The 26360-nt window shown below is 70.0% G+C and carries 23 protein-coding genes and 1 pseudogene; 6 read left to right on the top strand and 18 right to left on the bottom strand.

What is annotated here, in order from left to right; all coding sequences use genetic code 11:
- Positions 1-29: 29 nt before the first annotated feature.
- From INQ40_RS00605 to INQ40_RS00575, 7 genes are all read right to left on the bottom strand, one after another.
- The gene (locus INQ40_RS00605) at positions 30-491 is read right to left on the bottom strand and encodes a phosphotransferase (RefSeq protein ID WP_194340897.1); all 462 of its coding nucleotides are present in this window, start codon (positions 489-491) and stop codon (positions 30-32) included.
- Positions 488-2884, bottom strand: a complete 2397-nt coding sequence (locus INQ40_RS00600; RefSeq protein WP_194340895.1) for an MMPL family transporter — start codon at positions 2882-2884, stop codon at positions 488-490. The genes INQ40_RS00605 and INQ40_RS00600 overlap by 4 nt, the downstream gene beginning before the upstream one ends.
- Positions 2881-3576: a LolA-related protein gene (locus INQ40_RS00595; RefSeq protein ID WP_228482058.1), complete on the bottom strand. Its 696-nt coding sequence runs from the start codon at positions 3574-3576 to the stop codon at positions 2881-2883. Before INQ40_RS00595 ends, INQ40_RS00600 begins: the two co-directional genes overlap by 4 nt.
- Entirely contained in the window at positions 3476-4474 is a 999-nt protein-coding gene (locus INQ40_RS00590; RefSeq protein ID WP_194340893.1) for an acyltransferase, read from the bottom strand. Before INQ40_RS00590 ends, INQ40_RS00595 begins: the two co-directional genes overlap by 101 nt.
- Positions 4471-4776: a hypothetical protein gene (locus INQ40_RS00585; RefSeq protein WP_194342329.1), complete on the bottom strand. Its 306-nt coding sequence runs from the start codon at positions 4774-4776 to the stop codon at positions 4471-4473. The genes INQ40_RS00590 and INQ40_RS00585 overlap by 4 nt, the downstream gene beginning before the upstream one ends.
- Positions 4777-4844: 68 nt before the next feature.
- Positions 4845-5537 (bottom strand): ketosynthase, encoded by a 693-nt coding sequence (locus tag INQ40_RS00580; RefSeq protein WP_194340891.1) that lies wholly within the window; start codon positions 5535-5537, stop codon positions 4845-4847.
- A gap of 21 nt (positions 5538-5558) precedes the next feature.
- Complete coding sequence (locus INQ40_RS00575; RefSeq protein ID WP_194340889.1) at positions 5559-5828, bottom strand: phosphopantetheine-binding protein; 270 nt, start codon at positions 5826-5828, stop codon at positions 5559-5561.
- A 139-nt stretch (positions 5829-5967) separates the two neighbouring features.
- Here INQ40_RS00575 and INQ40_RS00570 point away from each other — a divergent pair, with 139 nt between their 5' ends.
- The 4 genes from INQ40_RS00570 to aroE all read left to right on the top strand — a co-directional run bounded on the left by INQ40_RS00570 (position 5968) and on the right by aroE (position 9347).
- Positions 5968-6966: a pteridine-dependent deoxygenase gene (locus INQ40_RS00570; protein ID WP_345776528.1), complete on the top strand. Its 999-nt coding sequence runs from the start codon at positions 5968-5970 to the stop codon at positions 6964-6966.
- Positions 6967-7039: 73 nt separating this feature from the next.
- The gene (locus INQ40_RS00565) at positions 7040-7288 is read left to right on the top strand and encodes a hypothetical protein (protein WP_193985316.1); all 249 of its coding nucleotides are present in this window, start codon (positions 7040-7042) and stop codon (positions 7286-7288) included.
- Positions 7289-7383: 95 nt separating this feature from the next.
- Positions 7384-8379 (top strand): porphobilinogen synthase, encoded by a 996-nt coding sequence (hemB, locus tag INQ40_RS00560; RefSeq protein ID WP_194340887.1) that lies wholly within the window; start codon positions 7384-7386, stop codon positions 8377-8379.
- Between the two features lie 119 nt (positions 8380-8498).
- Positions 8499-9347: a shikimate dehydrogenase gene (gene aroE / locus INQ40_RS00555; RefSeq protein WP_193985313.1), complete on the top strand. Its 849-nt coding sequence runs from the start codon at positions 8499-8501 to the stop codon at positions 9345-9347.
- Positions 9348-9399: 52 nt separating this feature from the next.
- Here aroE and INQ40_RS00550 read toward each other — a convergent pair whose 3' ends face one another.
- The 6 genes from INQ40_RS00550 to INQ40_RS00525 form a co-directional block, all read right to left on the bottom strand.
- Entirely contained in the window at positions 9400-9945 is a 546-nt protein-coding gene (locus tag INQ40_RS00550; protein WP_194340885.1) for a gamma carbonic anhydrase family protein, read from the bottom strand.
- Between the two features lie 56 nt (positions 9946-10001).
- The gene (locus INQ40_RS00545) at positions 10002-10817 is read right to left on the bottom strand and encodes an OmpA family protein (protein ID WP_194340883.1); all 816 of its coding nucleotides are present in this window, start codon (positions 10815-10817) and stop codon (positions 10002-10004) included.
- 1 nt (position 10818) lies between these two features.
- On the bottom strand, positions 10819-11820 hold the full coding sequence (tagF, locus tag INQ40_RS00540) for a type VI secretion system-associated protein TagF (protein WP_228064392.1): 1002 nt from the start codon (positions 11818-11820) through the stop codon (positions 10819-10821).
- Positions 11820-15605, bottom strand: coding sequence for a type VI secretion system membrane subunit TssM (gene tssM / locus INQ40_RS00535; protein WP_194340881.1), 3786 nt, complete (start codon positions 15603-15605; stop codon positions 11820-11822). The genes tagF and tssM overlap by 1 nt, the downstream gene beginning before the upstream one ends.
- A 17-nt stretch (positions 15606-15622) precedes the next feature.
- On the bottom strand, positions 15623-17119 hold the full coding sequence (locus tag INQ40_RS00530) for a hypothetical protein (protein WP_194340873.1): 1497 nt from the start codon (positions 17117-17119) through the stop codon (positions 15623-15625).
- Positions 17120-17328: 209 nt separating this feature from the next.
- Positions 17329-18246, bottom strand: coding sequence for a M15 family metallopeptidase (locus INQ40_RS00525; RefSeq protein ID WP_228482057.1), 918 nt, complete (start codon positions 18244-18246; stop codon positions 17329-17331).
- 386 nt (positions 18247-18632) lie between these two features.
- On the opposite strand from INQ40_RS00525, the gene INQ40_RS12980 reads away from it, so the two are divergent.
- On the top strand, positions 18633-19196 hold the full coding sequence (locus INQ40_RS12980) for a hypothetical protein (protein ID WP_228482056.1): 564 nt from the start codon (positions 18633-18635) through the stop codon (positions 19194-19196).
- Positions 19197-19241: 45 nt separating this feature from the next.
- Here the strand turns inward: INQ40_RS12980 and INQ40_RS00515 are convergent, their stop codons facing one another.
- The 3 genes and pseudogenes from INQ40_RS00515 to INQ40_RS00505 all read right to left on the bottom strand — a co-directional run bounded on the left by INQ40_RS00515 (position 19242) and on the right by INQ40_RS00505 (position 23746).
- Positions 19242-20258 (bottom strand): 3-oxoacyl-ACP synthase III, encoded by a 1017-nt coding sequence (locus tag INQ40_RS00515; RefSeq protein WP_193985300.1) that lies wholly within the window; start codon positions 20256-20258, stop codon positions 19242-19244.
- 164 nt (positions 20259-20422) lie between these two features.
- Positions 20423-20668 (bottom strand): annotated as a pseudogene (locus INQ40_RS00510) (DUF4156 domain-containing protein); the annotation flags it as partial.
- A gap of 255 nt (positions 20669-20923) precedes the next feature.
- Complete coding sequence (locus INQ40_RS00505; protein WP_228482221.1) at positions 20924-23746, bottom strand: pitrilysin family protein; 2823 nt, start codon at positions 23744-23746, stop codon at positions 20924-20926.
- 316 nt (positions 23747-24062) lie between these two features.
- On the opposite strand from INQ40_RS00505, the gene INQ40_RS00500 reads away from it, so the two are divergent.
- Positions 24063-24560, top strand: coding sequence for a tRNA (cytidine(34)-2'-O)-methyltransferase (locus tag INQ40_RS00500; RefSeq protein WP_194340867.1), 498 nt, complete (start codon positions 24063-24065; stop codon positions 24558-24560).
- 56 nt (positions 24561-24616) lie between these two features.
- On the opposite strand, the gene pgl is transcribed toward INQ40_RS00500, so the two are convergent.
- Both pgl and INQ40_RS00490 read right to left on the bottom strand, forming a co-directional pair.
- A complete protein-coding gene (gene pgl / locus INQ40_RS00495) occupies positions 24617-25315 on the bottom strand; it encodes a 6-phosphogluconolactonase (RefSeq protein WP_194340865.1) in 699 nt (232 codons plus the stop codon).
- A 53-nt stretch (positions 25316-25368) separates the two neighbouring features.
- Complete coding sequence (locus tag INQ40_RS00490; protein WP_194340863.1) at positions 25369-26319, bottom strand: cysteine synthase family protein; 951 nt, start codon at positions 26317-26319, stop codon at positions 25369-25371.
- Between the last annotated feature and the right edge of the window lie 41 nt (positions 26320-26360).

Below are 26360 nucleotides of genomic sequence, written 5' to 3'. Positions count from 1 at the left end.
GCCGGCGCGGGCGCGGGCGCGGGGTCGGGCTAGCCGGCCTGCGTGGCCGGGGTGGGCATCACCGCCGCGCGACCCTCGGCCAGCAGTGCGCCGGCGTGCAGGAGGCGGAATTCGTATTGCCAGCCGTTGTCGCCGTCGATCAGCAGGCGCGCCTCCCCTTCCAGCGCGCCGGGCAGGTCGTCGATGCGGGCCACATGCAACGCCACCCCGCGCAGGGCCACCAGCAGCCCCGGCCGGGCCACGCCGCCGGCGCGGTTGGCGCGCAGGCCGCCGTGCACCGCCATCGCCTGCGCACCGTATTCGCACAGGTGCACCGCGCGCAGCCGGCCACCGCTGCGCAGCGGGTGCGCGGGGTCGCGGTGGCGCCCGGCGCTCAGCCGGATGCTGGCATCGTCCCACTCCAGTACCCGGTCCCACAGACTCATGGAGCCGGCGTGCGGGATCAGGCTGGCAATGGCTTGGGCATCGATGGCCTGCAGGTCCGTGCTCATTGGGGCAGCTCCGCGCCACGGTGCTCGGGGATCGCTCCCGCCGTCGCGCCTTCGCCGGACTCCGCGGCCGGCTGACGCACGATCAGCAGCGCCAGCACGAAGTTGAAGACAACCCCCAAGGCCACGGTGCTGCCGATCGCCTGCAGCACCGGGATGCTGGAAGTGGCCAGCAACGCGAACACCAGCAGCGTCGCCAGGCTGCAGACGATGATCGCGTGCAGGGCGCGCAACTGGCCCTCGCGGCTGTCGCCGGCGTGATCGAAGAACAGGCCGTAGTCCAAGCCCAGGCCGCAGGCCAGGATCAGCGCCACCAGATGGAACAGATTCAACTCGACACCGAAACCGCGCAGCACCGCCAGCAGCACGATGATCGCCAGCGCCATCGGCGCGAGGACCCGCAGGGTGCGGCGCACGTCGCGCAGGGCCACCCAGATCGTCGCCACCAGCAGCACCGCCGCCAGCGCCAGTGCCCACAGCAGGCGCGTGCGGTACTCGGCCACCAGCGACTCGGAGGCGTCCTTGAGGTCGAGCAACTGCGCTCCGTGCGGCGCCAGCAAAGACGCCACGGCGACCGGATCCTCCAGCCCGCTGAGCGCGACCAGCGCGGTGGCGTGCGAGTCGCTGCGCAACAGCAGGCCGTCAACGCGCGCCGCCAGCGGCGTGCCTGCAAGGTCTGCCGCGGTCAGTGGCGGCGCAGCACGCGCGGCCGCGACATCGCTCAGGAACGGGGCGAACACATCGCTGCGGAACGGACTGTCGGCCACCGCCGCGTCCAGCGCCGCCTGCAAGGTCGGCGCATCCGGCAGCCGTGCCTGGCGCGCGCGCTGGGTGGCCGCGCTGGGCAGGTAGCGCGAGGCGAGGTCGAACGCCTGCAGCAGCCCCTCCGATTGCATCTGCACCAGCACCGGCTGCAGCGCTTCGGAAGCCTGCAGCGCGGCCTCGGCGTCGGCGCCCTGGATGACCATGAGGTAGCGCACGTCCGGCGCGCCCAGCTCGGCGCGCAACTGGCCGTCCTGCACCAGCAGGTGCTCCGGCACCGGGGTCAGTCGCGACAGGTCGTTCTGCCAGAACGGGCCCGGCACGAACCAGATCACCGCCACGCCGGCCGCGCCCAGCAGGGCGCCGGTGGTCACGCCCATCCGCGGCCAGCGCGAAAAATGGCCCCACACCTTGGCCATCGCCGAGGAGGACGCCGCGTCGTAGGGTTTGCCGCCGTTCTCGGTGGTGTCGATCAGGCCGGGCAACAGGTAGCGCGTGGTCAGCGCCGCAACGCCCAGACCGGCGATGGTGAACACCGCGAGCTGCTTCAAACCGTCCACGCCGGAGATCAGGAAAGTCAGGTAGGCGATGCAGGTCGCGACCACGCCGGTGCCCAGCGTCGGCCACAGCGCGCGCGCGTTGTCCCACGGCGACAGTCCCGGGCGCTGGTGGCTGATCAGGTGGATCGGGTAGTCCTGCGCCACCCCGATCAGGGTGAAGCCGAAGGCCACGGTGATGCCGTGGATGCCGTCAAACCCGAGCGCGACCGCGGCCATGCCGGCCAAACCACCACTGGCCAGCGGCAGCGCCGCCAGCAGCGGAACCCGCCAGCTGCGGTAGGCGATCAGCAGCAGCAGGGAGAAAATGACGCCGTCCAGGCTGCCGATGAAACTGGCCTCGCGCTGGGTGCGTCCGCCGACCTCGACCGCGAACGCCCCCGGGCCGCTGACCAGCAATTGCGAGCTGCTGTCGCCGCGGGCCGCGTCGAACGCCGCATGCAGCTTCGCCAGCGCCGCCTGCTGGCCGCCGGGATCGAAGCCGGCCGCGGTGGTCTGCACCGCGAGCAGGGCGCGCCTGCCGTCGCGGTCGAACCACACCCCGTGCAGTTGCTGCGGCGCCGTGGCGGGCTGCCAGGTGTCGGCCAGCGCCAGCACTTCCAGGGTCGGATCGGCCGGCAGCAGCGGCTCGACCAGCGCGGCCATGGGCGAGCCCAGGTCCTGCAGCCGCGCCTCCAGCTGATCCGACAGGTAGGCGGTGTCCAGCGGCTGGTGATCCAGCGTGGTGGAGAGCAGGTAGCGGTACGGACGCAGCGCTTCGGGTATCGACTCCAGGCCGGCCACCCCGCCGTTGGCGGCGAGGCTGAAGGCCGGATCGACGGCCAGCGCGGTGACCATCGCCGCCGACTGCCGGGCCAGCACCTCGGGCCGGTCGCCGGAGATCGCCAGCAACAGCAGGCGCGAGCCGGGGCCCTCGCCGAGCTCGTCGATCAGCAGCTTCTGCGCCGGCGTGCGCGCCTCGGGCATGAACTTGCGCAGGTCGCCGGTGAGCTGCAGCTGCTGGCTGATCCACCAGCCGCCCACCAGCAACAGCGCCAGCCACACCAGGGCCAGCGAGAGGCGCCGACGCGGACTCATCGGGAGGCGACGCCCTGATGGCAAAGGCGGGCCAGGCCGTCGGCATCGACCACGGCCGGCGCGGCTTCCGCGGCGCTGGCCAGCAGGGTGCGCTGCGGCTTGGGCTCATCGACCATGCGGGTCTCGATGCAGCGCAGCTCGGCGTCCTGGCCGTACAGGGTGATGGTCTGCAGCCGGCGCGCGAGCTCCGCCGCGGTCGGGGTCAGCTCCAGGCTCCACTGCTGGGGGGTGCCTTCACTGCGCAGGCGGTACAGCGCTTCCAGCGCCGCGCGATCGCCCGACAGCAGCGCTCCGAAACTGTCCTGCAGGCCGGCGAGCTCGGGCGCCCGCGCCAGCGAGAACGTCCGCGGCGCACGGCCGGCGCGCTCGATGGTCGCCTGCCCGGCGTGGATGGTGGTGGTCTCCACGTAGGGGTCGCGCACGGCGCGTACCAGGACACCGTCCTGCGGACGCCGGTACTCACCACTCAGGCGCAGCGCATTCTTGAGCATCCGCGACTCGCGCACTTCCACGAACGGCGTGGCCATCGGCGCCGGCTGCGCCAGCTTGCCGAGGATCCAGCCCGGGCTGGCCGCCTCGCCCGACGCCGGCTCAGCCGCGCTCGCCCCCAGCGCGCTCGCCAGCAACAAGGGTGCCGCCAGCCAACGCAGGTCCAGCCGGGTCAGGCGCGCGAGCCAGGTCGATCGCTTCATCTTCGGGTTGCCAGAAGTCATAGAAATTGAACCAGTTGTAAGGGGCGTTGCGGGCATGGTGCTGCAAGCGGTCTGCGTAACGCTGAATGATTCCCTGCAGGGCCTGCTGGCGCTGCCGGCGCTCGATGCGGATGCACGGGTCGAACATCTCGAACAGCAGATCGTAGCGGCGACCGCCGCGGTAGAGGCCAAAACCCAGCAGCACCGGCACTTTCAGCACGCTCGCCACCAGCCAGGGCGCGGTGGGGAAATGTGGGGTCCCGCCCAGGAAATTCGCCGGGTACGACGGTTTACCGGGCTGGACCCGGTCGACCAGCATCGCCACCAGCGCGCCGGCGTCGGTCGCGTCCTTGATCGCCAGCAACAGCGAAGGGCCGTCCTGGCCGGCGTCGATCACGGTCTTTGCGACGCCCGGATTCAGCGCATCCAGCAATTGGGTCAACGCCGGATTGTGGCCGACGTCCAGCACCACCCGCAGCTGCACCTGCGGGCGCTCGGTGGCGAGCATCCTCAGCACCTCGAAACTGCCCAGGTGGGAGCCGAACATCAGCACGCCCTGGCCGCGGTCGACTTGCTGCAGCAGCTGCTCCACGCCTTCCACGCGCAGGTCGAACTGGCCGAGCTGACCGCCCAGCAGGAACACCCGGTCCAGGATCGTCGCGGAAAACACGTGCACGTGGCGGAACACGTCGCGCCACCGCGCCGGCCGCCCCAGCACGCGGCTGAGGTAAGCGCGCGAGGCCCGGCGTTCCGGACCGCGGGCGAGCACGTAGTACGCGGTGATCGGCCACAGCAGCAACCGGGTCGGTCCGCGCCCGACCACTTCGGCGATCGTGCGTATCAATCCGAACGCAAGCCGGCTGCCGCCCTCGGGCCGTTTGACCCAGCTGTCGCTCACGAAGGCGACCCCGCGGCCACTTCGCCGCTGGCCAGCAGGCTGTCGTCGCGAAGGATGCGGAAGCGCCAGCGCAGCGGTGCCGCCTCGCCCAGCAGCTCCAGCTCGATCGACGCGGTCTGCTCCGGCAGCAGCGGCTGCAGGAACTTGACCTGCGGCAGGCGCAGCGGCGCGCCGGCCACTTCCGGATGCAGGGACTCGATCAGCTCCAGCACGCGGTCCAGGATCCCCACGCCGGGCACCACCGGGCGGCCGGGGAAGTGGCCCGGCAGGCTGGGATGGTCGGCGGCGATCACGAACGGCACGGGGACCACGGAGGTTTTCACGCTGCGGCTTGCGGACCGGCAAGGATAAGCCAGCGCGATGAACCGCGTCAGCGGAACATGTCCCGCCAGAAACCCGGGCCCAGCTGGCCCATGCGGCGCATGAAGTCGACGAAGTTGCGATACGGCGGATCCGGGAACCAGCGCTTGCGCAGCAGGTACTCGCCGATAAAGAAGACCGCCAGGATGCCGTAGTCGAGCAGGTTGGCGAACCATGACCAGGCCTGCTGGCTCACGCTGATGAGCGGCGGGTAGCCCAGCCGGGCCAGCACGCCATCGGGGACCGCGATCACCGCCAGTGCGCTGTCCGCCAGCGCCAGTATGGCCAGCAACACCGTCCAGGCCAGGGTCAGCCGCGTGGTGTAACGCAGCAGGCGCGGCTCCAGTGCATCAGGCGGGCAACCTTCCATCGCCGCCGCGATCCGCGTGATCACCGGCACGCGCCCAGCGCGCAGGCTGCGGCCGAAGAACCAGGAGATCAGCGCGGCGAACAACGCCGGTGGACCCAGCAGCAGCACCACCGGCACATTGCTGCCGCGCATCGCCCACAGGCCGGCGCAGGCCAGCGCCAGCAGCAGCCATGCCCAACTGCGGGCGCGCAGCAGCGGCTCCAGCAGCACGACCAGGACCAGATCGAGCAACGCCACGATCGCCAGCGCGTTGTTGGCATCCACGCTGGCGCGATGGGCCAGCAGCGGGTAGGCCGCCGCGAGGACGACCCGCAGCAGCACGATGCCCATCATCTGCGCTGGCGCGGCAGTGCGTCAGCTGGCCTTGTTCTGCTCCACATGCGCCGACAGCGAGCGCAGGGACGCGAACACCCGGCGGTTGTCCTCGTTGTCGGAGCGCAGCTGGAAGCCGTGCTCCTTGCTGATCGCCAAGGCCAGTTCGAGCGCATCGATCGAATCCAGGCCCAGCCCGTCGCCGAACAGGGCCGCCTCGGGGTCGATCTCCGCGGGCGCGACGTCTTCCAGATTGAGGCTGTCGACCAGCAGTTGGGCCAGGGCGGCCTCGGCGGGGCTTTGTGCGGACATCGAAGGACTTCCATTGGATGGGATCGGGCAACGATCCGGCATGCCGGCGCCGGGCGCAACCACGGGGCGATCGCCGGGGCTCCGTTATCATGGCCGGCATGACCTTTTTTGCATTCCTCTGCGTTCGGGACACCGCGGCATGACGGGCATCGCCCTGACCGCCCCTGCCGCCGCCGGACTGGACATCAGCTACCACGACGACACGCTGGATTCCGTGCTGGCCGATGCCAATGTATTGGCGGTATTCGGCTTTGGCGACGCCGCGCCGTCCAGTGACGATCCGCGCTACCTGCGGGTCAATCTGCAGCCGCACGGACCGGCCCCGCTGGAGGTCTGGCGCAGCGACGGCCCGGTCGGCCATGGCCGCACCGACGGCGTGGCCTGGGCTGAGAGTGGCGATCTCCAGTTCGGCGCATTGCAGCTGGACGAGCCGCGCGGCGAGGACATCGGCGCGGCCGCGAGCGACGCCTACCAGCGTCTGCTCGCCTTCACCGCCGGGCGCGGCTACCCGCACCTGCTGCGGATCTGGAACTATCTGGACGCGATCACCGATGGTGACGGCGACGAGGAGCGCTACCGGCGTTTCTGCATCGGCCGCGCCGCCGGGCTGGGCGACTACGAGCCGGGCCGGTTGCCCGCCGCGACCGCCATCGGACGGCTGGACGGCCGCCGCCAGTTGCAGGTCTATTGGCTCGCGTCGAAGACGCCGGGGCGGCCGCTGGAGAATCCGCGCCAGATCAGCGCCTGGCGCTACCCACGCCAGTACGGCCCGCAACCGCCCAGCTTCGCGCGGGCGATGCTTCCGGCCAGCGCGGCGATGCCGTTGTTGCTGTCGGGCACGGCGGCGATCGTCGGCCACCGTTCGCTGCACGCCGACTCGGTCGCCACCCAGCTGGACGAGACCCTGGCCAATTTCGCCAGCCTGATCGGTGCCGCGCGCGAGCACCGGCCCGGCTTGCCGGCGGGCTTCGGTGCCGGTTCGCGGCTGAAGGTGTACGTGCGCGACACCGCCGAGCTCGACCACGTCAGCCGTTTGCTGGACCGGCGCCTGGACCCGGCGGTGGCGCGGATCATCCTGCACGCGCAGGTCTGCCGCGGCGAGCTGGCCCTGGAGATCGACGGCTCGCATGACCTATGAGGCTCGACCGGAGCACCCGGCCGGGTGATATTGGCGGCATCGCGGCCACCGGCCGCCCCAAGGAGACACGAAGATGGGACTGATCAGCCTGCTGTGGGGCATCGTGGCGATGATCTGGATGGTGATCGCGCTGATTCCGTTGCTGGGTTGGGGCAACTGGTTCCTGATCCCGTTCGCCGCCGTCGGCGCGATCGTCGCGGCCATCGGCATCATGCTGACGCGCGCGGAAAGCCGTGGCCGGGCCAAGGCCGGATTGATCCTCAACGGCATCGTGATCGCGGTGGCGGTGTTCCGGCTCAGCATCGGCGGCGGCATCATCTGATCCTCGGCCCGCGCCGACGGGAACGTTCCTGAGCGCCCGTTCAGGAGCGCTCTTCCGGAACAGCCCGCCGCGACCGGCCGTCGTAGAATGGCGGCATGAGCAGCTATCCCTACGTGCGTCCGCGGCGGATGCGCCGCGATGAATTCTCCCGTCGCCTGATGCGCGAGACGGTCCTCACCAGCAACGACCTGATCTACCCGGTCTTCGTCCACGAGCTGGAGGGCCGCGAGGCGATCCCGTCCATGCCCGGCGTGGAGCGCCTGTCGATCGACGAACTGCTGCGTGTCGCCGAGCAGGCCAGCGAGTTGCGGATCCCCGCGCTGGCGCTGTTCCCGGTCACCGCGCCGGAGGCCAAATCGCTGGACGCGGCGGCCGCCTGGGACGAGGACGGCCTGTGCCAGCGCGCGGTGCGTGCGCTCAAGCGGCGCTTCCCGGACCTCGGTGTGATCACCGACGTGGCGCTTGACCCCTACACCAGCCACGGCCAGGACGGCCTGCTGGACGACTACGGCTACGTCATCAACGACCTCACCGTGGAGGCGCTGGTCAAGCAGGCACTGTCGCATGCCGCCGCCGGCGTGGACATCGTCGCCCCCAGCGACATGATGGACGGGCGCATCGGCGAGATCCGCGGCGCGCTGGAGGTCGAGGGCTACATCCACACCCGCATCCTGGCCTACAGCGCCAAGTACGCCAGCGCGTTCTACGGCCCCTTCCGCGACGCGGTCGGCAGCGCCAGCGCGCTGGGCAAGGCCGACAAGAAGACCTACCAGATGGACCCGGCCAACACCGACGAGGCCCTGCACGAGGTCAGCCTGGACCTGGCCGAAGGCGCCGACATGGTGATGGTCAAGCCCGGCATGCCGTACCTGGACATCGTGCGGCGGGTGAAGGAGGAGTTCGGCGTGCCGACCTTCGCCTACCAGGTCAGCGGCGAGTACGCGATGCTGAAGGCGGCGATCCTCAATGGCTGGCTGGACGAGCGCGCCTGCGTGCTGGAAGCGCTGACCAGCATCAAGCGCGCCGGCGCCGATGGCGTGCTGACCTACTTCGCGCTGGATGCCGCGCGCTGGCTGCGCGAGCAGGACTGAGCGCGGTCACCCGGGGCGTCGCTGACTGGCCTTAGACTGGTCGGCAGAAGGGGAGGCGGAGTTACCCAACACGGTTCCGCCTGCCCCGGCACCCCATCCACTGTCCAAGCGAGGTCCCCATGCCCACTCCCCGATTCGCCCTGATCGGCCACCCCGTCGCGCATTCGCTGTCACCGCGGATCCACGCGGCGTTCGCGCGCCAGACCGGCATCGCGATGGACTACGGCCTGATCGACGCGACCGCCGAGGAATTCGACGACGCGCTGGCCAAATTCGCGGCCGCCGGCGGCAAGGGCGCCAACGTGACCCTGCCGCACAAGGCGCGTGCCGCCGCGGCCTGCGAGAGCCTCAGCGACCGCGCGCGCCGCTGCGGCGTGGTCAATACCCTGACCCGCACCGCCACCGGTTGGGCCGGCGACAACACCGACGGCCTCGGGCTGGTGCGTGACCTCACCGATCGCCATGGCCAGGACCTGCGCGGCCGCCGGGTGCTGCTGATCGGTGCCGGCGGGGTCGCCCACGGCGTCGCCCCGGCGTTGCTGGATGCGGGCATCTCCGGCCTGATGATCGTCAACCGCACCGACAGCCGGACCGACGCGCTCGCCGACCTGCTCGGCGACCCGGCGCGCGTGCATCCGCGCAACTTCGCCGACCTGCACACTCAGGGCGTGTTCGACCTGATCATCAACGCCACCTCGATCGGCCACGCGGCCGACGGCGGCGAACTGCCGCTGCCGCAGTCGCTGATTGCGCCGCGCGGCGACGTGGTCGACCTGGGCTACGGCGAGGCCTCGATCGGTTTCCTCGCCTGGGCGCGCGCCGGCGGCGCCGACCAGATGATGGACGGCCTGGGCATGCTGGTGGAGCAGGCCGCCGAGAGCTTCAACGTCTGGCACGGCGTTCGCCCGAGCACCGACGAGATCTACGCCGAGCTGCGCGCCGAGAGCGGCTTGACGACCGTGGCCTGAGGCTGCACGAATCCCGCTCCGGCCCGTTCTACATCCTGCGTAACCTGGGAATCTAGGCGCTCTCGGCCATCTTCAGGTAGGCATCCTTCAGCTGCACGTAGTGCTGCGCGCTGTGGCGCAGCTGTTCCAGCTCGCGCTCCGACAGTTTGCGCACGAAGCGCGCCGGACTGCCGAGCCACAGCTCGCCCTCGCCCACGGTCTTGCCCGGCGCCACCACCGCGCCGGCACCGACAAAGCCGAAGCGCGACACCGTCGCCCCGTCCAGCACCACCGCACCCATGCCGACCAGGCAGAACTCCTCCAGCCGGCACGCGTGGATCACGGCAGAGTGGCCAACGGTCACGTCGTTGGCGATCACGGTGGGAAACCCGCCCGGTCGCGTAAACGGCCCTTCGTGGGTGACGTGGATGATCGCGCCGTCCTGGATGTTGGTGCGCGCGCCGATGTGGATCGAGTTGACGTCGCCGCGGACCACGCAGCCGGGCCAGATGGATACGTCGTCTTCCAGGACGACGTTGCCGATCACCGTGGCGGCCGGGTCGACGTAGACGCGCGCGCCGAGCCGGGGGGTGTGTTCCAGAAAGGGTCGAATGCTCATCGCACCAGTCTAGTGCGCCGGCGGACAATGGCCAGCCGTTTGGCGCTGGCGTCCGGCTACATCACCCGGAATTCGATCCGCCGGTTGCGGGCGCGGCCGTCATCGCTGTCGTTGTCGGCGACCGGGCGGTCGGGACCGAAACCCTGCACGCTGAGGTTGTCGGAGCTGACGCCGCGCTGCTCCAGATAGGCCTTCACCGCGATCGCCCGCTGCAGGCTCAAGGCGATGTTGGACTCGCGCGAGCCGACGCTGTCGGTGTGGCCGATCACCTGAACCTGCTGCTGGCCGACACGCTCCAGCGCGACCGCCATCTCGTCCAGGATCGCGCGGCCGCCGTCGGTCAGCGTCGCGCTGCCGCTCTTGAACTCGATGATGCGGTCGGCCAGGGTCTGGTCCAGCAGGTCCTGCTTGCTGCCACCGCCGCCGACCAGCGAGTTCTTCAGCACGTAGCTTGGACCCGCGCCCGTCGCGATCGCGCTGGCCACCTGTTGCCGGGCGGCCTCGTTGCCGACCTGGCCGGTGATGCGCACGCTGTTGCCGTCGATGGCCAGCTCGCCGCCGGACACTTGCTTGAGGTCCGGACCGAGCATGCCAAGCACGCGGTCGCTCCAGTTGGGCGGGGCGATCACCGCGTCCACCTCGATCCGGTCGACCACCCGGTTGGCGCCGTAGAGCTCGCGCAGCCGCTGCAGGATCGCCGCCCGGGTCGCCTCGTCGGGCACGGTGCCGGTGGCCACCACCGGTTTCTCCGCCGCCGTGCCGCTTGCACCGCCGGACTGCGCGAGCGCTGCCGCCGGTGACAGCAGCAGTCCGATCGCCAGCAACCAGGAGGTGAGCGGGCCGGTCGCCGCCAGGACAGGGTGTGAGCGCATGTCAGGTTCCAAGGAAGGTCTCGTTGAACGTCTTGCGGGCGGCCCGCAGCGAGAGCTGGTCGCGATCCAGGTAGCTGACCAGCCGGTTGAGGGCGTAGTCGCCGGCGATGTGGTCCTCGACCCATTCGGCGTCGTCGACCGCGATCAACTGCTCCTGGCCGACGCGGCCGTCGAGCGTCGCCTGCAGCAGGCGGCCGTCGGCGCCGTTGAAGCCGATCAGCAGGCGCGGACCGGCGGCCGACGCCGTCGCTGCATCGCATACCAGCACGGTGAGTTCGAAGTCCGCCCGGCCCAGGAAGCCGGCCAACAGGTCGAGCCAGAACGCGGCCACCAGCGGCCGGTACAGCGCGTCCACCGGCAGGGGCAGCGACAGCCCCTTGTCGACCTGGGCCGCGCCGCCGGCGATGACCGGCTGCAGCAGCATCCCCAGCGCGGGGAGCAACCAGCGCAGTTGCAGCTGCGGGTAGCCGGACTGGCGCAGCAGTGCCTGCAGCGAGCCGATGTCCTGCAACTCGATGAAATCATCGAAGGCGGCGTCGTAGACGCGCGCGTCGGTATTGATCGCGACCCGCCCGTCAGCCAGTTGGCGCAGCGGCTCGGCCGGATCCTCGGCGGCGACGATCTGCTGCCCGCTGCGCGCCAGGCTGGACCACAGCCGCGACAGCGCCAGCGGGCTGCGGCCGATGAACGCCAGCGGCTGGGCGACCTCGAAGCGGGTCGCGGCGAGGAAGGGAAACCGGCGCTGCGAACTGTCCCGGCTGGGCAGGTAATGGCCACCGATCGCGAGCCGGCTGCGCGAGCCGACGAACGCAAAATGCAGCGGCGATGCCTGGTCGTAGAGCTGCTTCCAGCCCGGATCGCTGGCGAGCAACTCCAGTCCCTGGCCGGCCCAGCGGTCCAGCAGCATCATCAACTGGTGGCTTTCCGGTGTGCGCACGAAGTCCCCGCGACTGGGCAGCTTGCCGAAATAGCTGACCGGGTGCGCCGTCTCCACCGCCACCATTACTGCGCACCGCCGGGCGATGCTGCCGCAGTGGTCGCGGCGGGCGCGGGTTGCGCCGCCACCGCCGCGCCGGCCACCACCGCCGGCAGCTTCAGGCCCAGGGCATCATTGGCACCGGCATTGGATTCCACCGTGCTGACGATGCGCAGTTCCACCTCGACCCGGGCGCCGTCGCGGTGCCAGCCAAGCCGGTAATGCTGGCGGCCGAGGCTGGTCTTCTCGGCAGCGTCGAACATCGCCGAGGTCGCGTTGTCACCCGGCGCGTTGAACACCTCCACGGTGCGTCCGTCGCCGGTGACCGCGTGGATCTGCACCCCCGGCACGCCCTCGCCGGGCAACTGGAAGGTGTGCCATTGCGGCGGCGTGTTGCGATAGCGCATCTGCTGGCCATCGACGGTCATCGTGTATTCGCGGCCCTGCGCCGCCAGCGGCAGGACCTGGAAGACCATCGTCGGTCCCTCACCGGCAGCAGTGGCGCCGACCCAGCGCCCGTAGCCGGCCACCAGTTCGGGGCGCAGATTGATGCCGATGTCGGCCCACTGGCGCGGAGTCAGCATCGTGCCGCGGCGGATGACCAGCGACCCCAACGCGGATTCGCCGAATTTCGCGATCGCGCCCTGCGGGCCGAAGATCTGCTCGATGTCCGCGCGCGCCGCTTCCACCGTCGCCTCCGGCGCATACGGGTAGCGTTGGCCGATGCCGTCCTCGAACGGGCGCAGCACCTGCGCCGTCCAGGTGTGGTTGATCTCGCCCTCGGTCGGCCGTACCAGCGCGGCGAAGGCCTGCACCAGCGGGCGCAGCAGCAGCGGGCGCAGGGTGTTGCGCTGGTCCTCGGCCAGACCGTTGAGCATCTGCTCGTCCACCAGCTTCAAGGCCAGGTCCAGTTCGGAGCCGCCGTCCAGCGTCTCCTGCATCAGCTTGCGTGCGCCCGGACCCGGATCGCCCTGGGTCTTGATCTGGTTGAAGCGGCTGCGGACCTTGCCCAGCGCCTCGAAGTACTGCGGCAGCAGGGCCGGCCCACCGTAGTGCTCGACCAGCAGCCGCGCCAGTCCGGCAAACTTCTGCCCCAGCGGTCCGGCCTCCACCGGACCCTTCTCGCCGCTTTGCGGATCCACCGACACCGGGATCGAGGTCGGGTTGCGGCGCATGACCACCCGGTTGAACCAGCCGGCGATGCCGCCCTTGACCGCGCCGGCGGTGGCGTTGGCGGCGGCCGGGTTGTCCCACACGGTTTCCCGGTTGACGGCTTCCAGCAGCAGCCGCAGCGGCGAGTTGACCGGATCGCCCAGACGGTTCATCCGGCTCACCGCTTCTTCGAAATTGTCGAAGCGGGTGACGCTGATGCCCTGCAGGAACTTGCTCCACTCGCGCGCGTACTCGGCCTTGTACATCGCCGCCAGTTCGCGGGCGATGTGCTGCGGGCTGCCGGCCAGGGTCAGGTCGTTCTGCACCGTCGCCTCCAGCACCCAGTCGGTGCTGCTCAACTCGGTGCTGGACGCTTCCTTGATCGCACCCTGGACGTAGTCCTCCCACGCCTTGCGGGTGAAGGTCCCGGGAATCTGGTGGCTGCCGGTGACCGCGCCGCCGGCCTGCTTGTCGCCCAGCAGGCTGGCCACGGTGACCGGGCTGAAGCGCGTTGCTGCACGGGCCTTGATCTGGGCGTACACGCGATCACGCGCCGGCGTGCCCTTCATCACCTGGCGCAGCGCCTCGCGGCTGTCGTCCACCAGACTGTACTTGAGCTCCAGTTGCGGCCAGCCAGGGTCGGCGGACTGCTGGACGTGGAAGGTCATCAGGCGGCCGGCGGCGCGCAGCAGTTCCTCGCGGGTCATCGCGCCGCGGTTGGCCTCTAGCCAGCCGCGCCAGAACCGGGTCAGCTGGTCGCTCAGATGGGTCGCCTCCACGCGCTCGTGGTTGCCCAGCATCAGGTAGGTCTTGAGCGCGTTGTAGGCGTCCTGCGAGTCGGTCGCGACCGCGTCCTCGTACAGGCGCGTGTCGCTGCTGGCGGCCGCATCGTCCGCGCCGTCATCGCTGTCGGACGGTGCGCCGGTCAGCGACGGCGGCTTCAGCTCGCTGCGCCGGGCCACGACCTGGGCCAGATAGCTTTCCAGCTTGCTCGATACCGGCACCAGCATCAGCTGGCGCATGCCATGGAAGTACTCCTCGCGCAGCTTGGCTTCCACCGCGGCGCCCTGGTAGAGGCCCAGTCCCAGGCTGAGCGGGTGGGCATCGCGGTGCCGCTGCAGCTGCTCCAGCCGGTCCTGCAGCACGAGCAGGGCCTCGATGCGCGACTGCAGATCGACCTTTTCCGCCTGCACCGCGATCGCCTTGTCCAGGTCCGCGGTGGCGTCGGCGACCAGCTGCTGGTTGCCGCTGTAGGACCAGGTCCAGCCCGCCAGCACGAGCGCCAGCGCGGCGACGGCACCGGCAAAGGCCGCGTAACGCACCCGCGTCCGGCCCGGGTTGGAGTACTGCCGGACCAGCTGGCGGTCGGCGAAGATCACCTTGCGGAACAGGCCGAGCAGGAAGTGGCTGCTGTCGGCGGGGGCCACGGTCTCTCCGGCGGGTGTGCCGCCGTGCAGCTCGAACTGGCGCGCCACGCGCTCCGACGCGGGCTGCACGGTGACGCCTTCCTGCAGCGCACTGGTGAAGTAAAAGCCGCGGAACACTGGCTTGAACTGGTAGGGGTTCTCCTCGAATAACGTGGCGATGAAGGTCCGCAGCGCCGGCTTGATCCCGGCGAACTCCATCGGCATCGCCAGCAGGCCCGGGCTGACATCGCGCCCGCGGGCCATCGCCATCTGTGCCAGGCCCATCTCGCGCAGCCCGTCGGCGAGCACGTCGAAATGCCGGTCGAACGATTCCAGCGCGTCGCCTTCACCACTGCCGGCGCCCTGCCTGTCCAGCTCGTAGGGCAGCGTCGCGCCCCAGGCATTTTCGCGCTCGGACGGGTCCAGGCCGCGGAAGAAGTCACTGAAGCCGCTGATCAGGTCGGCCTTGGTGAATACGACGTAGACCGGGGCGTGGACCTCCAGCCGCTCGGTCAGCTCCTGCACGCGCTGGCGCAGGTTCTTGGCCAGGTCGATCGCGAACTCGGGCTTGCTGCCCGACAGCTCGGCGATCGAGGCGGCGATGATGATGCCGTTGATCGGCGCGCGCGGCCGGTGCTTCTTGAGCAGGTCCAGGAACGTCAGCCATTCCAGCCGGTCCTCGGCGCTGACGGTGTAGCGGCCGGCGGTGTCCAGCACGATGCCTTCGGTGGTGAAGTACCAGTCGCAGTTGCGGGTGCCGCCCAGGCCGTGGATCACGTTGCTGCGGTTGTCCTCGAAGGGAAAGCGCAGGCCCGAGTTGAGGATCGCGGTGCTCTTGCCGGCAGCCGGGTTGCCGATGATCACGTACCAGGGCAGCTCGTAGAGGGCGGCGTTGCCCTTCATCTGGCCCAGGCGCGAGGTCTTGATCGCCTTGACGGCCTCGGCCATGCGCTCGCGCAGGACCTCGGCGTCGGCGCGCGCGGCGGGCTTGGCGGCGGTAACCGCGTGGTCAGCGTGCTCGGCCACCATGCTGTCGAGCCGCTTTGCCGCGCGCGCCGTGCGGAGCTTGCGCACGAGCAGGAACGCCAGCCAGGCCACGACGGCGAGGATGAGCAGCGCGACCAGCCAGCCGCCCGCCGCCATCAGCGAGTCCCTGCCGAAGTACGCAACGGCGGCCGCGATGGCGATGCCCAGCGCGGCGAGCACGCGGTAGTCCCTCAGCCAGAAACGAAGGTTGGTCCAGAAGCTGCTCATCTACGCATCCATGATCGTCAAACGGTTTCCGCCGCGGGCGCGGCTGGAGGTTCAGGGTTGGGCATGGGCGACAGCGCGGCGGCAAAACGCACCGTGCCGTCGGCGACCGACGCGAGCACGACCGGCGCGTCTTCGCCCGTGGCCTGCGCCGCCGCAGCGGCGAGCAACGCGAGGACCGCCACCGCGCCGGTCTCGCCACAGACCAGGCCCAGGTGGCGACCCTGCTCGACCGGGTCCGGCTCGGGCAGGCAGGCGGTCATCGCGCCGGCGATCTCGATCGCGCGGCTGGGGCGGTGATCGGCGTCGCTGAAGACGGCGGCGACGTCGTCGGCGGGCAGCGAGGCGACCGCCAGCGCGCGCTGCAGCAGCGACGCCAGCTCGCGCCCGGCCGTACGCCCGTGTCCCGCCGGTCCGTGCACGACGCGATGCAGCCGCAGCGGCGGCGCTTCCCGCCCGTCACCGGGGGTCTGCGTCGACAGCCATACGCCCGCCGCGCCCTCGCCGGGAATCAGTCCCTCCGGATGCCCGCTGACCAGCAGGCTGCGGGTCGCATCCAGCCGGCTGACCGCGAGCTCGTCCACCAGGCTGTGCGCCGCCAGCAGCAGGTGGGTGTCGGATGGCGCGGTGTCGGCATGCGCGTCGGGCTGGGCCAGCCGGTCGATCACCCGCCACGCATCGGCGGTGCCGGCGACCGGCTCGACGCTGATGCGGAACGTTCCGCTGGCAAATCCGATGGTGGCGGCCTTGTCGGCGATCCAGCCCAGGCAGGCGCGACGCACCGGCTCGGGCCAGTGGGCCGGCAGCAGCAGCCGGATGTGCAGGACCGGCGCCTGCGGCGCGGGCGCCAGCGCGCGCGAGGAACGCGAGTGCTGCATCGCGTGCGGGTGCATCGCCGTGTCTGCGGACGGCGCAGCCACGGGGTCCACGTCCGCGAACGGCAGCGCGGCGTACAGCAGGTCTTCGGCGACCGGTTCCAGCAGCGCCAGCGCGCGCAGCTGGTATTCCGCAAAACCCTGGGAACGCGGTCCGGATTCCGGCAGCAGACCGTCAACCGCAGCGCGCACACGTTCCACATCCAGATCATCGACCTGGGCGGCAAATACCGGCAGGCCCATCTGGTCGCGCAGGGATGGATGCAGCGAGGGCCGCTGGGGCTGCAACAGCGCTCCCGCCAGGACTTCGCCGCCGCTGCCGGCGCGTGTAAAGGCGGCGCTGTCCAGCAGGTACACGATCCGATCGGCCTCGACCGGAGTAGTGGTGTTCTGTGGCGCCGCGCTGCCCGCGACCGAATCCTTCGCCGTCTGTTCGTGGCCCGCCTTGCGCCGGCGGGCAAGCGCCCGCAGCAGCAGAACGCCAGCGACCAGCAACAAGGGCAGAACCAACAACGTGCCAACGATCTGGGGCGTGCCCGGCGTCGCGCCGCTGGCCCGCCAATAGAGGATCGCCACCAGCCAAACCGCACCGAACACCATCGCGATTCCCAGCAGTCCCCGGATGAGCGCACCCACCCTCATTGCCGCGTATCCGGACGCACTGTCCCGCCTCCCGCTAACGACCGGCCACGGCGACGCCGCGGGTGATCCACGCGTAGGCAACATCAACGGGTTTCCACATCGCCCTGCTCCCTGGCTTTGCCCATCGGGCATCCGGCTTTCCTGCGCCGCGGGTCAAGATAGCAGGTGCAGCCCCCGGTTTTCACCTGCCGCGCCAGCCGATGAGCCCCTCATCGCCCCGCCGCGCGACGCGCCTGGCGGCAATCGGACTTCAATTCCAGGTGGACGTAGTCCTTGATGCTGCGCCAGTTGCCACCCCATTCCAGACCCGCTTCGACCGCCAATTCGCCGTAGAGGAAGTAGCCGCGACGGGTCCACGGGTCCTCCATGTCCCACTGCAGCCTGCCGTCGCGGTACAGCGCGCTGTCGACCGCCAGACCGTACTGGTGGCAGCTCTGGCCGGCGCCGGCACGGGTGACTGCGCCGCCCTTGGCGGCCAGGGACGCCTGCCGCTCGGGGCTGCGATAGCCCTCCACCAGCACCATTTCGTAACCGTGCACTTCGCGCATGACGCGGTAGATCGCGAGCACCCGCTGCTGGAAGTCCGGCGCGATGCGCGCCCACTTGCGATCGGCGCTGGAGATCTCGCGGGGCGCCACCACCGCGACACCCCGCATCTGCGCGGCCTCCGCGGCGATAAACACGGCGGGGGGGAGTTCCGGCGGAGGCGCCAGGCGCTCACCGCGCAGCAGCTCGACCACATGGCTGTCCGCGCTGAAGCCCGCGCCGCCGCCGAAGTCGTCCCACAACACCTGGCGACCGAATTGCAGGATCAGCACCGGTGGAAGCGCCAGAGCCGCGACGGTCGCGACCAGCAGCCAGCGTCGGCGGTGCAGCAACTGCCCCAGTCGCGCGCTGCCTCCGCGCAGCGCGCGCGAGGAGTTGCCGGCGCGCGTGCCCGCGCCCTCTTGCCAGCGTCCCGCCGCGGCTGCCATTCGCGCGCGCCAGCGACCGACCCCGGCCAGCACACCGTCGCGCGCAGCCGGAAAGACCGCCAGCCACGCCAGCAGTACCGTCACCAGAAAAAACACCGCCATCCCAAGCGCGAGCATGTTGCCACCGTCCCTGTTGCCCACCTGACCGTCCACCAGGCCATCCAATTGACGCCACTGCGACCCCAACGCAGAATGCCCGGGCACATCGTCCGGCCTCCCCCGGACCGTAACCAGCCGGATTGGCGGTCTGGAAAGGAGTCCACGTGGATCGGCAAGATGCCAAACCCCGTCGCCCGAGCCTCATGGCCGGCGTCCCCAGCCCTGCGATCGGCCCCTCGCCGGCGCGGATCCTAGCAGACATGGACGGTGGCAAGACCGCCGCGGTCAGCACAGGCCCGGCTCCGCGAAGGAAACTGCTGATTCTTGCGGCCGCGGCCGTCAGTGTGTTCGCGCTGCTGTGGTGGTGGCAATCGGGAAGCGGCCAGACAGGCTTTTCGCCGGCCGATGCGCCGATGCACCCCGGATCCGGAACCGCCGGGATGGAGAACAATGCTGGACGCGGGGCGGCCACGATCATCGAGGAGACCTCGCCTGCCAGCGGCGCCTCGGCCCTCTTGGGTGGTGCGGACGGTGCAGATACCGGTGCGGGCGAAGACGATCCACTCGCCTCCCCGTTTGCGGCCTCCGCGCCCGCACTGGCAATAGTGCGGTCGGAGCGGGCCAATCCGTTTACGCCCGGCCAGCCGGCCCGAGCCAGGACTGCGGCCACATCGGCCTCGCCAGCCGCGCGAGCTCGTACGTCCCAACCGGGCATGCGCAACGACGAGCCGGACCTGATGGCGACCCTGCTGGGCAACATCAAGGCGGCGGACGCACCACCGGCCAGCGGGCTGGATACGCTGATCCAGAAAATGGAGAGTGAGGGGGCGAGCGCGGTGGCCGGCAAGCAGACCGCGTCTACCGGCGTCCCGCCGACGCGCTCGCAGCAGATCCAGTCCAACCTGCGCGAGTGCCCGCCGGCCAACACCACCAAGGGCCTGAAGTGCCGGCAGGCCATCTGCGCCGTCTACGCCGGGCGCGACCCGGCCTGCCCGGCCAACTGAGTCGTCGCCGCCGGATCGATCACGCGGCGGCGCGTTGCGGTCCGGTTACCAGACCACCTCGGCCATGGAGCAGTTCAGCCCCGAGCCGATACCGAGCAGGGCGACGCGGTCGCCCTTTTTCAGCCGGCCCATCTCGCGCAGCTTGCTGAGCACGATCGGCACCGACGCGGGGCCGATGTTGCCGTGCTCGCCAAAGATGGTCAGTACCTTCTTCGGATCGATGCCCATGGCCTTGGTGAAGGCCGCGGTGTGCACCTTGCTGACCTGGTGGATGACGAACTCGTCGAGTTCCTCGGCCACCCAGCCCAGCTTGTGGCGGGCAACGGCGAAGGTTTTCTGGGCCAGCTTGATTCCCTCGATGAGGAGCATCCGCGTGTCGGTGACCATGCCATCAAGGTTTCCGCGGCACAGCTTGTTCCATTCCGTCGCGGCCCGGGTCACGCCGCCCTTGTAGCGGGGCGCTCCCGGCGCCAGCTCGGCGCGCGCCATGACCATCGCCGCGGCGCCCGAACCTAGGGTCAGCGTCGCCAGCTCGTTGCGGAAGTCCGCCTCGGTGCAGGTGGCACTGCTCAGGCGCTCCAAGGTCTTCTCGTAAGCCAGGTCGGCCGTCTCCCCGTCCACTACCAGCGCGTAGTCGATCTCGCCGCATTCGATCATGCGGCTGGCGATGTCCATGCCATTGATGAAAGCCAGGCAGGCATTGGCGACGTCGAAGTTCTGGCAGGTGTCGGGCAGGCCGAGGTTGCCGCTGACGATCGAGGCCGTCGAAGGCTCCAGGTAGTCGCGGCTGACGGAGGTATTGACCAGCAGGCCGACGCGGTCGGGATCGATCCCGGAATCGGCCAGCGCTTTCACCGCCGCCAGCGTCGCCGCGTCGGAGGCGAGCACATCGCCGTCCCACAGTCGGCGCGCGTGGATGCCGGCGATATCGCCGAGCACGTCGGTGCGGATGCCCAGGCGGTCCAGGGTCGGCTTGAGCCGGAGATTGATCTCTTCCGAGCTCAACCGGCGTGGCGCGTCGATATGGGCCAGACCGGCGATGGCGACATGTTGGAACTGCATGGGCGGCAAACCAGAAAAGACAGGTATCACGACAGGTTAACGCGTTACCGTCCCGCCTGCATTAACACTGGCCGCGAAACCGGTCAGTTGCCGACCGGATACGTCTGCACGCCACCTTTCGGAGTCTCCGCCGCGGCGGGTCCGGGCACGGCGGTCACGCTGCCGCAGCGGTAGGCCGAGAACCGCTGCTCGCCGGCGGCGGGCGGGCCCATCGGCTGGATGGTGTCGGCCTGCAGGCCCGGCGCCTCGTTGCGGGCCAGGGTTTCCAGTTCTTCGCGCACGCGCAGGTTGTTTCGCTCGTAGAAGGCGACGCTGTCCTTGACCGAGACCGCGATCTCGCCTTGGCGGGTGCATCCCGCCGGCGGACCACCTGCGCCGATCACCCGAACCGCGCTGGCCCCCGGCGCCATTTTCACCCACGTGCACCCGCCGGCGAGGAGGACTGCGGTGGCAAGGGCAAGCGGGATGGCGAGGGTCGACGAGCGGATCATGGAAACTCCTGGAGGGATGGGGCCGACGGAGCGGGAGCCCGCGGCGGGTGGTGCGGGCAGCCGATGTTATCGGCCGCCCGGCGTGAATCAGGCATAACCGCGCAGCGGACATCCCGCGCGCTTGGCAAGCGCCCGCCGCGCGAGGCCGGCGGGCGCTTGCGAAGATGCCGCGCTCTACTCTTTGCTGGCGGCGCTGGCGGCCCGCGCGACCGGCTTGCCGTCTTCGTCCAGCACCTGCACCGGTCCCAGCTCGAGCGCGCGCACCGGCGCCTCGATCTGGCCCAGGTCACCGACCACGACCCAGGTCAACGCCCCCGGGTCGATCGTCGAGGCGGCCTTGGCCACCACGGCCGGGGTCATCGCGTCGATCTCGGCCTTGTGCTGGAAGACGTAGTCATCCGGGCGGTCGTAGCGGACGATGCCGGTGATCGTACCCATCACCGCGCTGCCGGTCTCGTAGGCGCCGGGCAGGCTGCGGATTTCATTGGCCTTGACCTTGGAAACCTCCTCGGCGTTCGCCGGCGCCTTGCCGCTGGCGAAGTCGTTGATCTCGCGCTTCAGTTCGGCCACCGACTCGGCGGTCTTGTCGATCTGCACCGGCGCGTAGGCCAGCCACGGCCGCTGGCCGATCGCGTTGCTGGTGAAGCTGTAGGACCCGTAGGCCCAGTGCTTGTCCTCGCGCAGGTTCATGTTGAGCCGGGAGCTGAACTGGCCGCCCAGCACGGTGTTGGCGAAGCCGAACTCGGTGGCGTCCTCGGATTTGGTCGAGGGCACCAGTTCGCCGACGTAGATGTTCGCCTGCACCGCGCCGGGCTGGTCGATCAGGAACACGCGCGGCGCACGGGGCAGCGCGACGTCCGGGACGCTGACCGGCGCGGGCGCGGCGCCCTTGCCCTTCCAGTCGCCCAGGTGCCGGTTCAACATCGGCACGATCTCCTTGAGCGTGGTGTCGCCGACCACCACCATCGTGGCCGCCTCCGGCCGCACCCAGCCCTCGTGGTAGGCGAGCAGGTCGTCACGGGTCAGCGCGGCGATCGTGTCCTCGGTCCCCGAGCCACTGAACGGGATGGCATACGGGTGGCCCTCGCCGTACAGCAGCGGTGGCAGCACGCGCAGTGCGGCCGAATTGGGCCGTGCCTTTTCCTGCTTGATGCCGGCGATCCACGTGGCTCGCACACGGTCGATCTCGCTCTGCTCAAAGCGCGGCTTGCGCAGCATCTGGCTGAAGAGCTCCAGCGACGGGTCGAGGTTTTCCTTCAGTGCCGACAGCGAGGCGCTTGCGCCGTCCAGCGCGGCGCCGGCGCCCAGGTCGGCGCCCAGGGCTTCGGCGCGCGCGGCAAAGCCCAGCGCGTCGTAGGTGCCGGCCCCTTCATCGAGCATGCCCATGGTGAAGCTGGAGCTGCCCAGCTTGTCCGCCGGATCGGCCTTGAAGCCGCCGTCAAACAGCAATGAGAACTGCACCACCGGGATGTCGTGGCGCTGGGCGAGGATCACCCGGGTGCCGTTCTTGAGCGTGGCGCGCTGCAGTTCGGGGAACTTCAGCTCGGGGAACTCGTCGGGCAGCGGCACGCCGGTGCTGCGGTCCACGCTGGACGGCAACACGCTGTAGCGCGAATCCACCGGCGGCAGGGTCAGCGGCGCCGGCTCCACCGCCGGATCCTCGGCCAGCGGGGTGCGCTCGCCGGGCATCACCACCAGGGTGTGGTCGCCCTTGCCCAGCCACTGGCGCCCCAGCGCCTGCAGGGTGGCCGGCTGCACGGCGGCAACCGTGGCCATGCTCTGGCGGAAGCAGCCCGGGTCTTCGGTGTAGATGGCGCAACTGGCCAGCGCGTCGGCCTTGCCGCCGAAGCCGCCGATACGCTCGACACCGCGGATGAAGCCCGCCCGCACCACGGTCTTCGCCTGCGCCAACTCGGCGGCATTGGGACCCTCGGCCAGCAGCCGCTGCAGCTCCTCGTCGATGATCGCCTCGACCTTCTTCGGGTCCACGCCTTCCTTGACGGTCGCGAAGACGAGGAAATTGGAGCCCAGCTGCGACTCGCTGAGGCCGGCGGTCACGTTGTCGACCAGCTTGTCGGCGTGCACCAGGCGCCTGGCCAGACGCGAGGTGCTGCTGCCGCCAAGGACCTGGGCCAGCACGCCGAGCTGGTCGGCTTCCACCGTCGCGGTCGGCGGGACGTTCCAAGCCCGGTAGATGCGCGCCTGCGGCACCCGGTCCTCGAGCACTTCGCGGGTCGAGGCCGGCCGCCGGGCGACGTCGACCGGCGGCTGCGCCATGTCCGGGCCGGCCGGGATGTCGCCGAAATATCGGGCAACCTTTTCCTTCGCCGTGGCCACATCGATGTCGCCGGCCAGCACCAGCACCGCGTTGTTGGGGCCGTACCACGCGCGGAACCAGTTCTTGACGTCCTCCAGCGAGGCCGCGTCCAGGTCGGCCATCGAGCCGATCACGCTGTGGTGGTAGGGATGCTCGACCGGATACAGCGCCTGGTTCAACTTGGTCCAGACCTGGCCGTAGGGCTGGTTCTCGCCCTGGCGCTTCTCGTTCTGGACCACGCCGCGCTGCTCGTCCAAGGTGGCCTGGTCGATCGCCCCCAGCAGGTGGCCCATGCGGTCGGACTCCATCCACAGCGCGGTATCCAGCGCGGTGGTCGGGACGTTCTGGAAGTAGTTGGTGCGGTCGGTGTTGGTGGTGCCGTTCATGTCGGTCGCGCCGACCATCTCGAACGGGTCGAAGTACTCGCCGCGGTGGTTCTCCGAGCCGTTGAACATCAGGTGCTCGAACAGGTGGGCGAAACCGGTGCGGCCCCGTGGCTCGTCCTTGCTGCCGACGTGATACCAGACGTTGACCGCGACGATCGGCGCCTTGCGGTCGGTGTGGACGATGACCCGCAGTCCGTTGGGCAGCGTGAACTGCTCGTAGGCGATGTCCACCGGCGCGGCCGTGACGGCCGTGCGCGCCTGGGCGGGCTGGGGCAGGAAGGCCAGGCTGCCCATGGCAAAGGCGACCCCGAGGGCGAGCGCGCCGTGGCGCAGCGTGCGCGGCCGGGCGTCACCAACGACGCTGCGGCGCGACGCGCGGGGAGAACCAGCAGGAACGGCAGGAAGCAAGGCGGCTGCGCGGGACGATGCGGACATTCGACACTCCTTGTACGGTCGCGCCCGGTGTGGACGGATAGGCAATCGTAACGGCAGGGCGCGTTATGGGGACCGGGTCACAAGTCACGCCGCTGCGCCCGTTGCCAGTCGCGCCGACGCGCAGTCATCACACTTGCGCCATCCCGACGCTGGAGCCGCCCGCATAATCCGCTGCATGTTCGACGTCATCCTCTACCAGCCCGAGATTCCGCCCAACACCGGCAACGCCATCCGCCTGTGCGCCAATACGGGCGCACGCCTGCATCTGGTGCGGCCGCTGGGCTTCAGCCTGGAGGACCGCCAGCTGCGCCGCGCCGGGCTGGATTACCACGAGTACGCGAGCATGCAGGTGCATGACGATCTGGACGCTGCGCTGGATTCGATTGCCGCCGCGCGCGGGACACGACCGCGGGTGTTTGCGCTCAGCACCCGCGGCAGCGTCCGCCACGACGTGCCGGACTACCGCAGCGGCGATGTGTTCCTGTTCGGCTGCGAGACCCGCGGACTGCCAGCGCAGGTGCTGGCGAGCCTGCCTGCCGATCAGCGCCTGCGCCTGCCGATGCAGCCGGGCAACCGCAGTCTGAACCTGTCCAACGCGGTTGCCGTGATGGTCTTCGAGGCGTGGCGGCAGCACGGTTTTGCCGGCGACGCGGCTGCTCCCCAGGGCGGGTGACGCGCGCGGATCAACCGCGGCCGATCACAGTGACGCGAGCACGCGCCGCCAACCGATCACGGACTCCAGTGGATCTGCACATCCACGGCGGGCGCGCCCAGCACCGCCATCACCGGATGACGCTGCGGATCGTTCAGCGCGATCGCCTCTTCCAGCACCGCACGCTTGGCTGCGCCGGTGATCAGCAGATGCACCGCTCCGGCGCGCAGCAAGCGGCCGACCGTCAGGCTGATCCGGGGGTACGGCGCCTCTGGGGGCAGCGGGTCGGGGTCGAACCGGCATGCTTCCAGGGCCGGATCGAATCCGCAGGCCAGTTCCGGGGCTTGAGGAAACAGCGAGGCGGTATGGCCGTCGGTGCCCATCCCCAGCACCACGGCGTCGAAGTCCTGCCGGTGCCGCGCCAGCCACGCACGTGCCTGGATGAGCGAGGCGTCCGGATCGCCGTCGGGGGCGGTCAGCGCCGCCAGGTGCACGCCGCTGGCCGGCGCGAACGCCTCGGCCAAGCCGCGCAGGTTGGAGGCCGGCGACTCCACCGGAACGCAGCGGTCATCGGTGGGTAGCAGCGTGACGTTCTGCCACGCCAACGGTGCCTGCGCGAGCCGCTGGTATACCGGCCAGGGGGTGCTCCCACCGGCGAGGGCCAGCATGGCGGCGCCGTGTTCGTCCAGGCCGGCCTGCAACGAGGCCTGCAGCGAATCAACGAGATGAGCGGCCAGCTGCCGCGCATCGGCGTGGGTGTGCAGGGTCCAGCCCATGAGTGGATTCCTGTGAGGGTGGATCAGCCATGCTATCGGCACCCGGCGACCTGTCAGATGAAGGGCGTCGGCTCCTCGGGCTCGCTGCCGGCGCGGACGAAATACTCCTGCAGGTACTTCTCGCCCTTGTCGCAGAACAGCGTCACCACGGTTTTCAGTTCCGGATGCAGTTCGCGCACGCGCTTGGCGGCCAGCAGGTGCGCACCGGAGCTGGGCCCGCAGAACAGACCGTGTGCACGCGCCAGGTGCCGCATTGCCTCGACCGCGTCGGCGCTGGCGACGCTGGTGACCTCATCGACCAGCGCGCCGTGGCGCTGGAAGATCCCCGGCACGAAGCCATCGGAGATGCCTTCGATCTTGTGCAGGGCGACCTCGCCGCACAGCAGCGTTTTGGATTCGGACGGCTCCATCGCGAACAGCCGCACATCCGGATTGACCTTGCGGAATGCCTGGCCGACGCCGATCAGGGTGCCGCCGGTGCCCACGCCGGCCACCAGCGCATCGGGCACGACGCCATCGGGCAGCTGGGCCAGGATCTCGGGGCCGAGCACCACCCGGTTCTCCTCCACATTCCACTCGGACTCGAACTGGCTGGGACAGAAATGGTGAGGCTGCGCACCCAGTTCGCGCGCCTTCTCCAGCGCCGAGTTCACGTGGAAATCCCCGCAGAACAGCACCTCGGCCCCGTAGGCGCGCGATATCGCGACCCGTTCGCCGGACAGGCCTTCGGGCATCACCACCAGCATCCGGTAACCCTTCACCGCCGCGACCATCGCCAGCGCATTGCCGGTGTTGCCGCTGGTGGCTTCCACGATGGTGTCGCCGGGTTGCAACAGGCCCGCCTCCTCGGCCTTCTCGATCATGTACTTGGCGATGCGCGCCTTGATCGATCCCGACGGATTCAGGAACTCCAGCTTGGCCAGAATCCCTTCGACTTCCACCAGCGGCGTATCGCCCACGGCATCCAGGATGCTGCTTGAGATGGATGGAAAACGGATTGCCATGTTGGACTCCTCTGGAATCGACCACGTCGTCGGGTGCCCAG

This window comes from Lysobacter sp. H21R4 (assembly GCF_015277535.1).
GTDB lineage: Bacteria > Pseudomonadota > Gammaproteobacteria > Xanthomonadales > Xanthomonadaceae > Novilysobacter > Novilysobacter ciconiae.
This window is presented reverse-complemented; position numbering and strand designations above follow the sequence as displayed.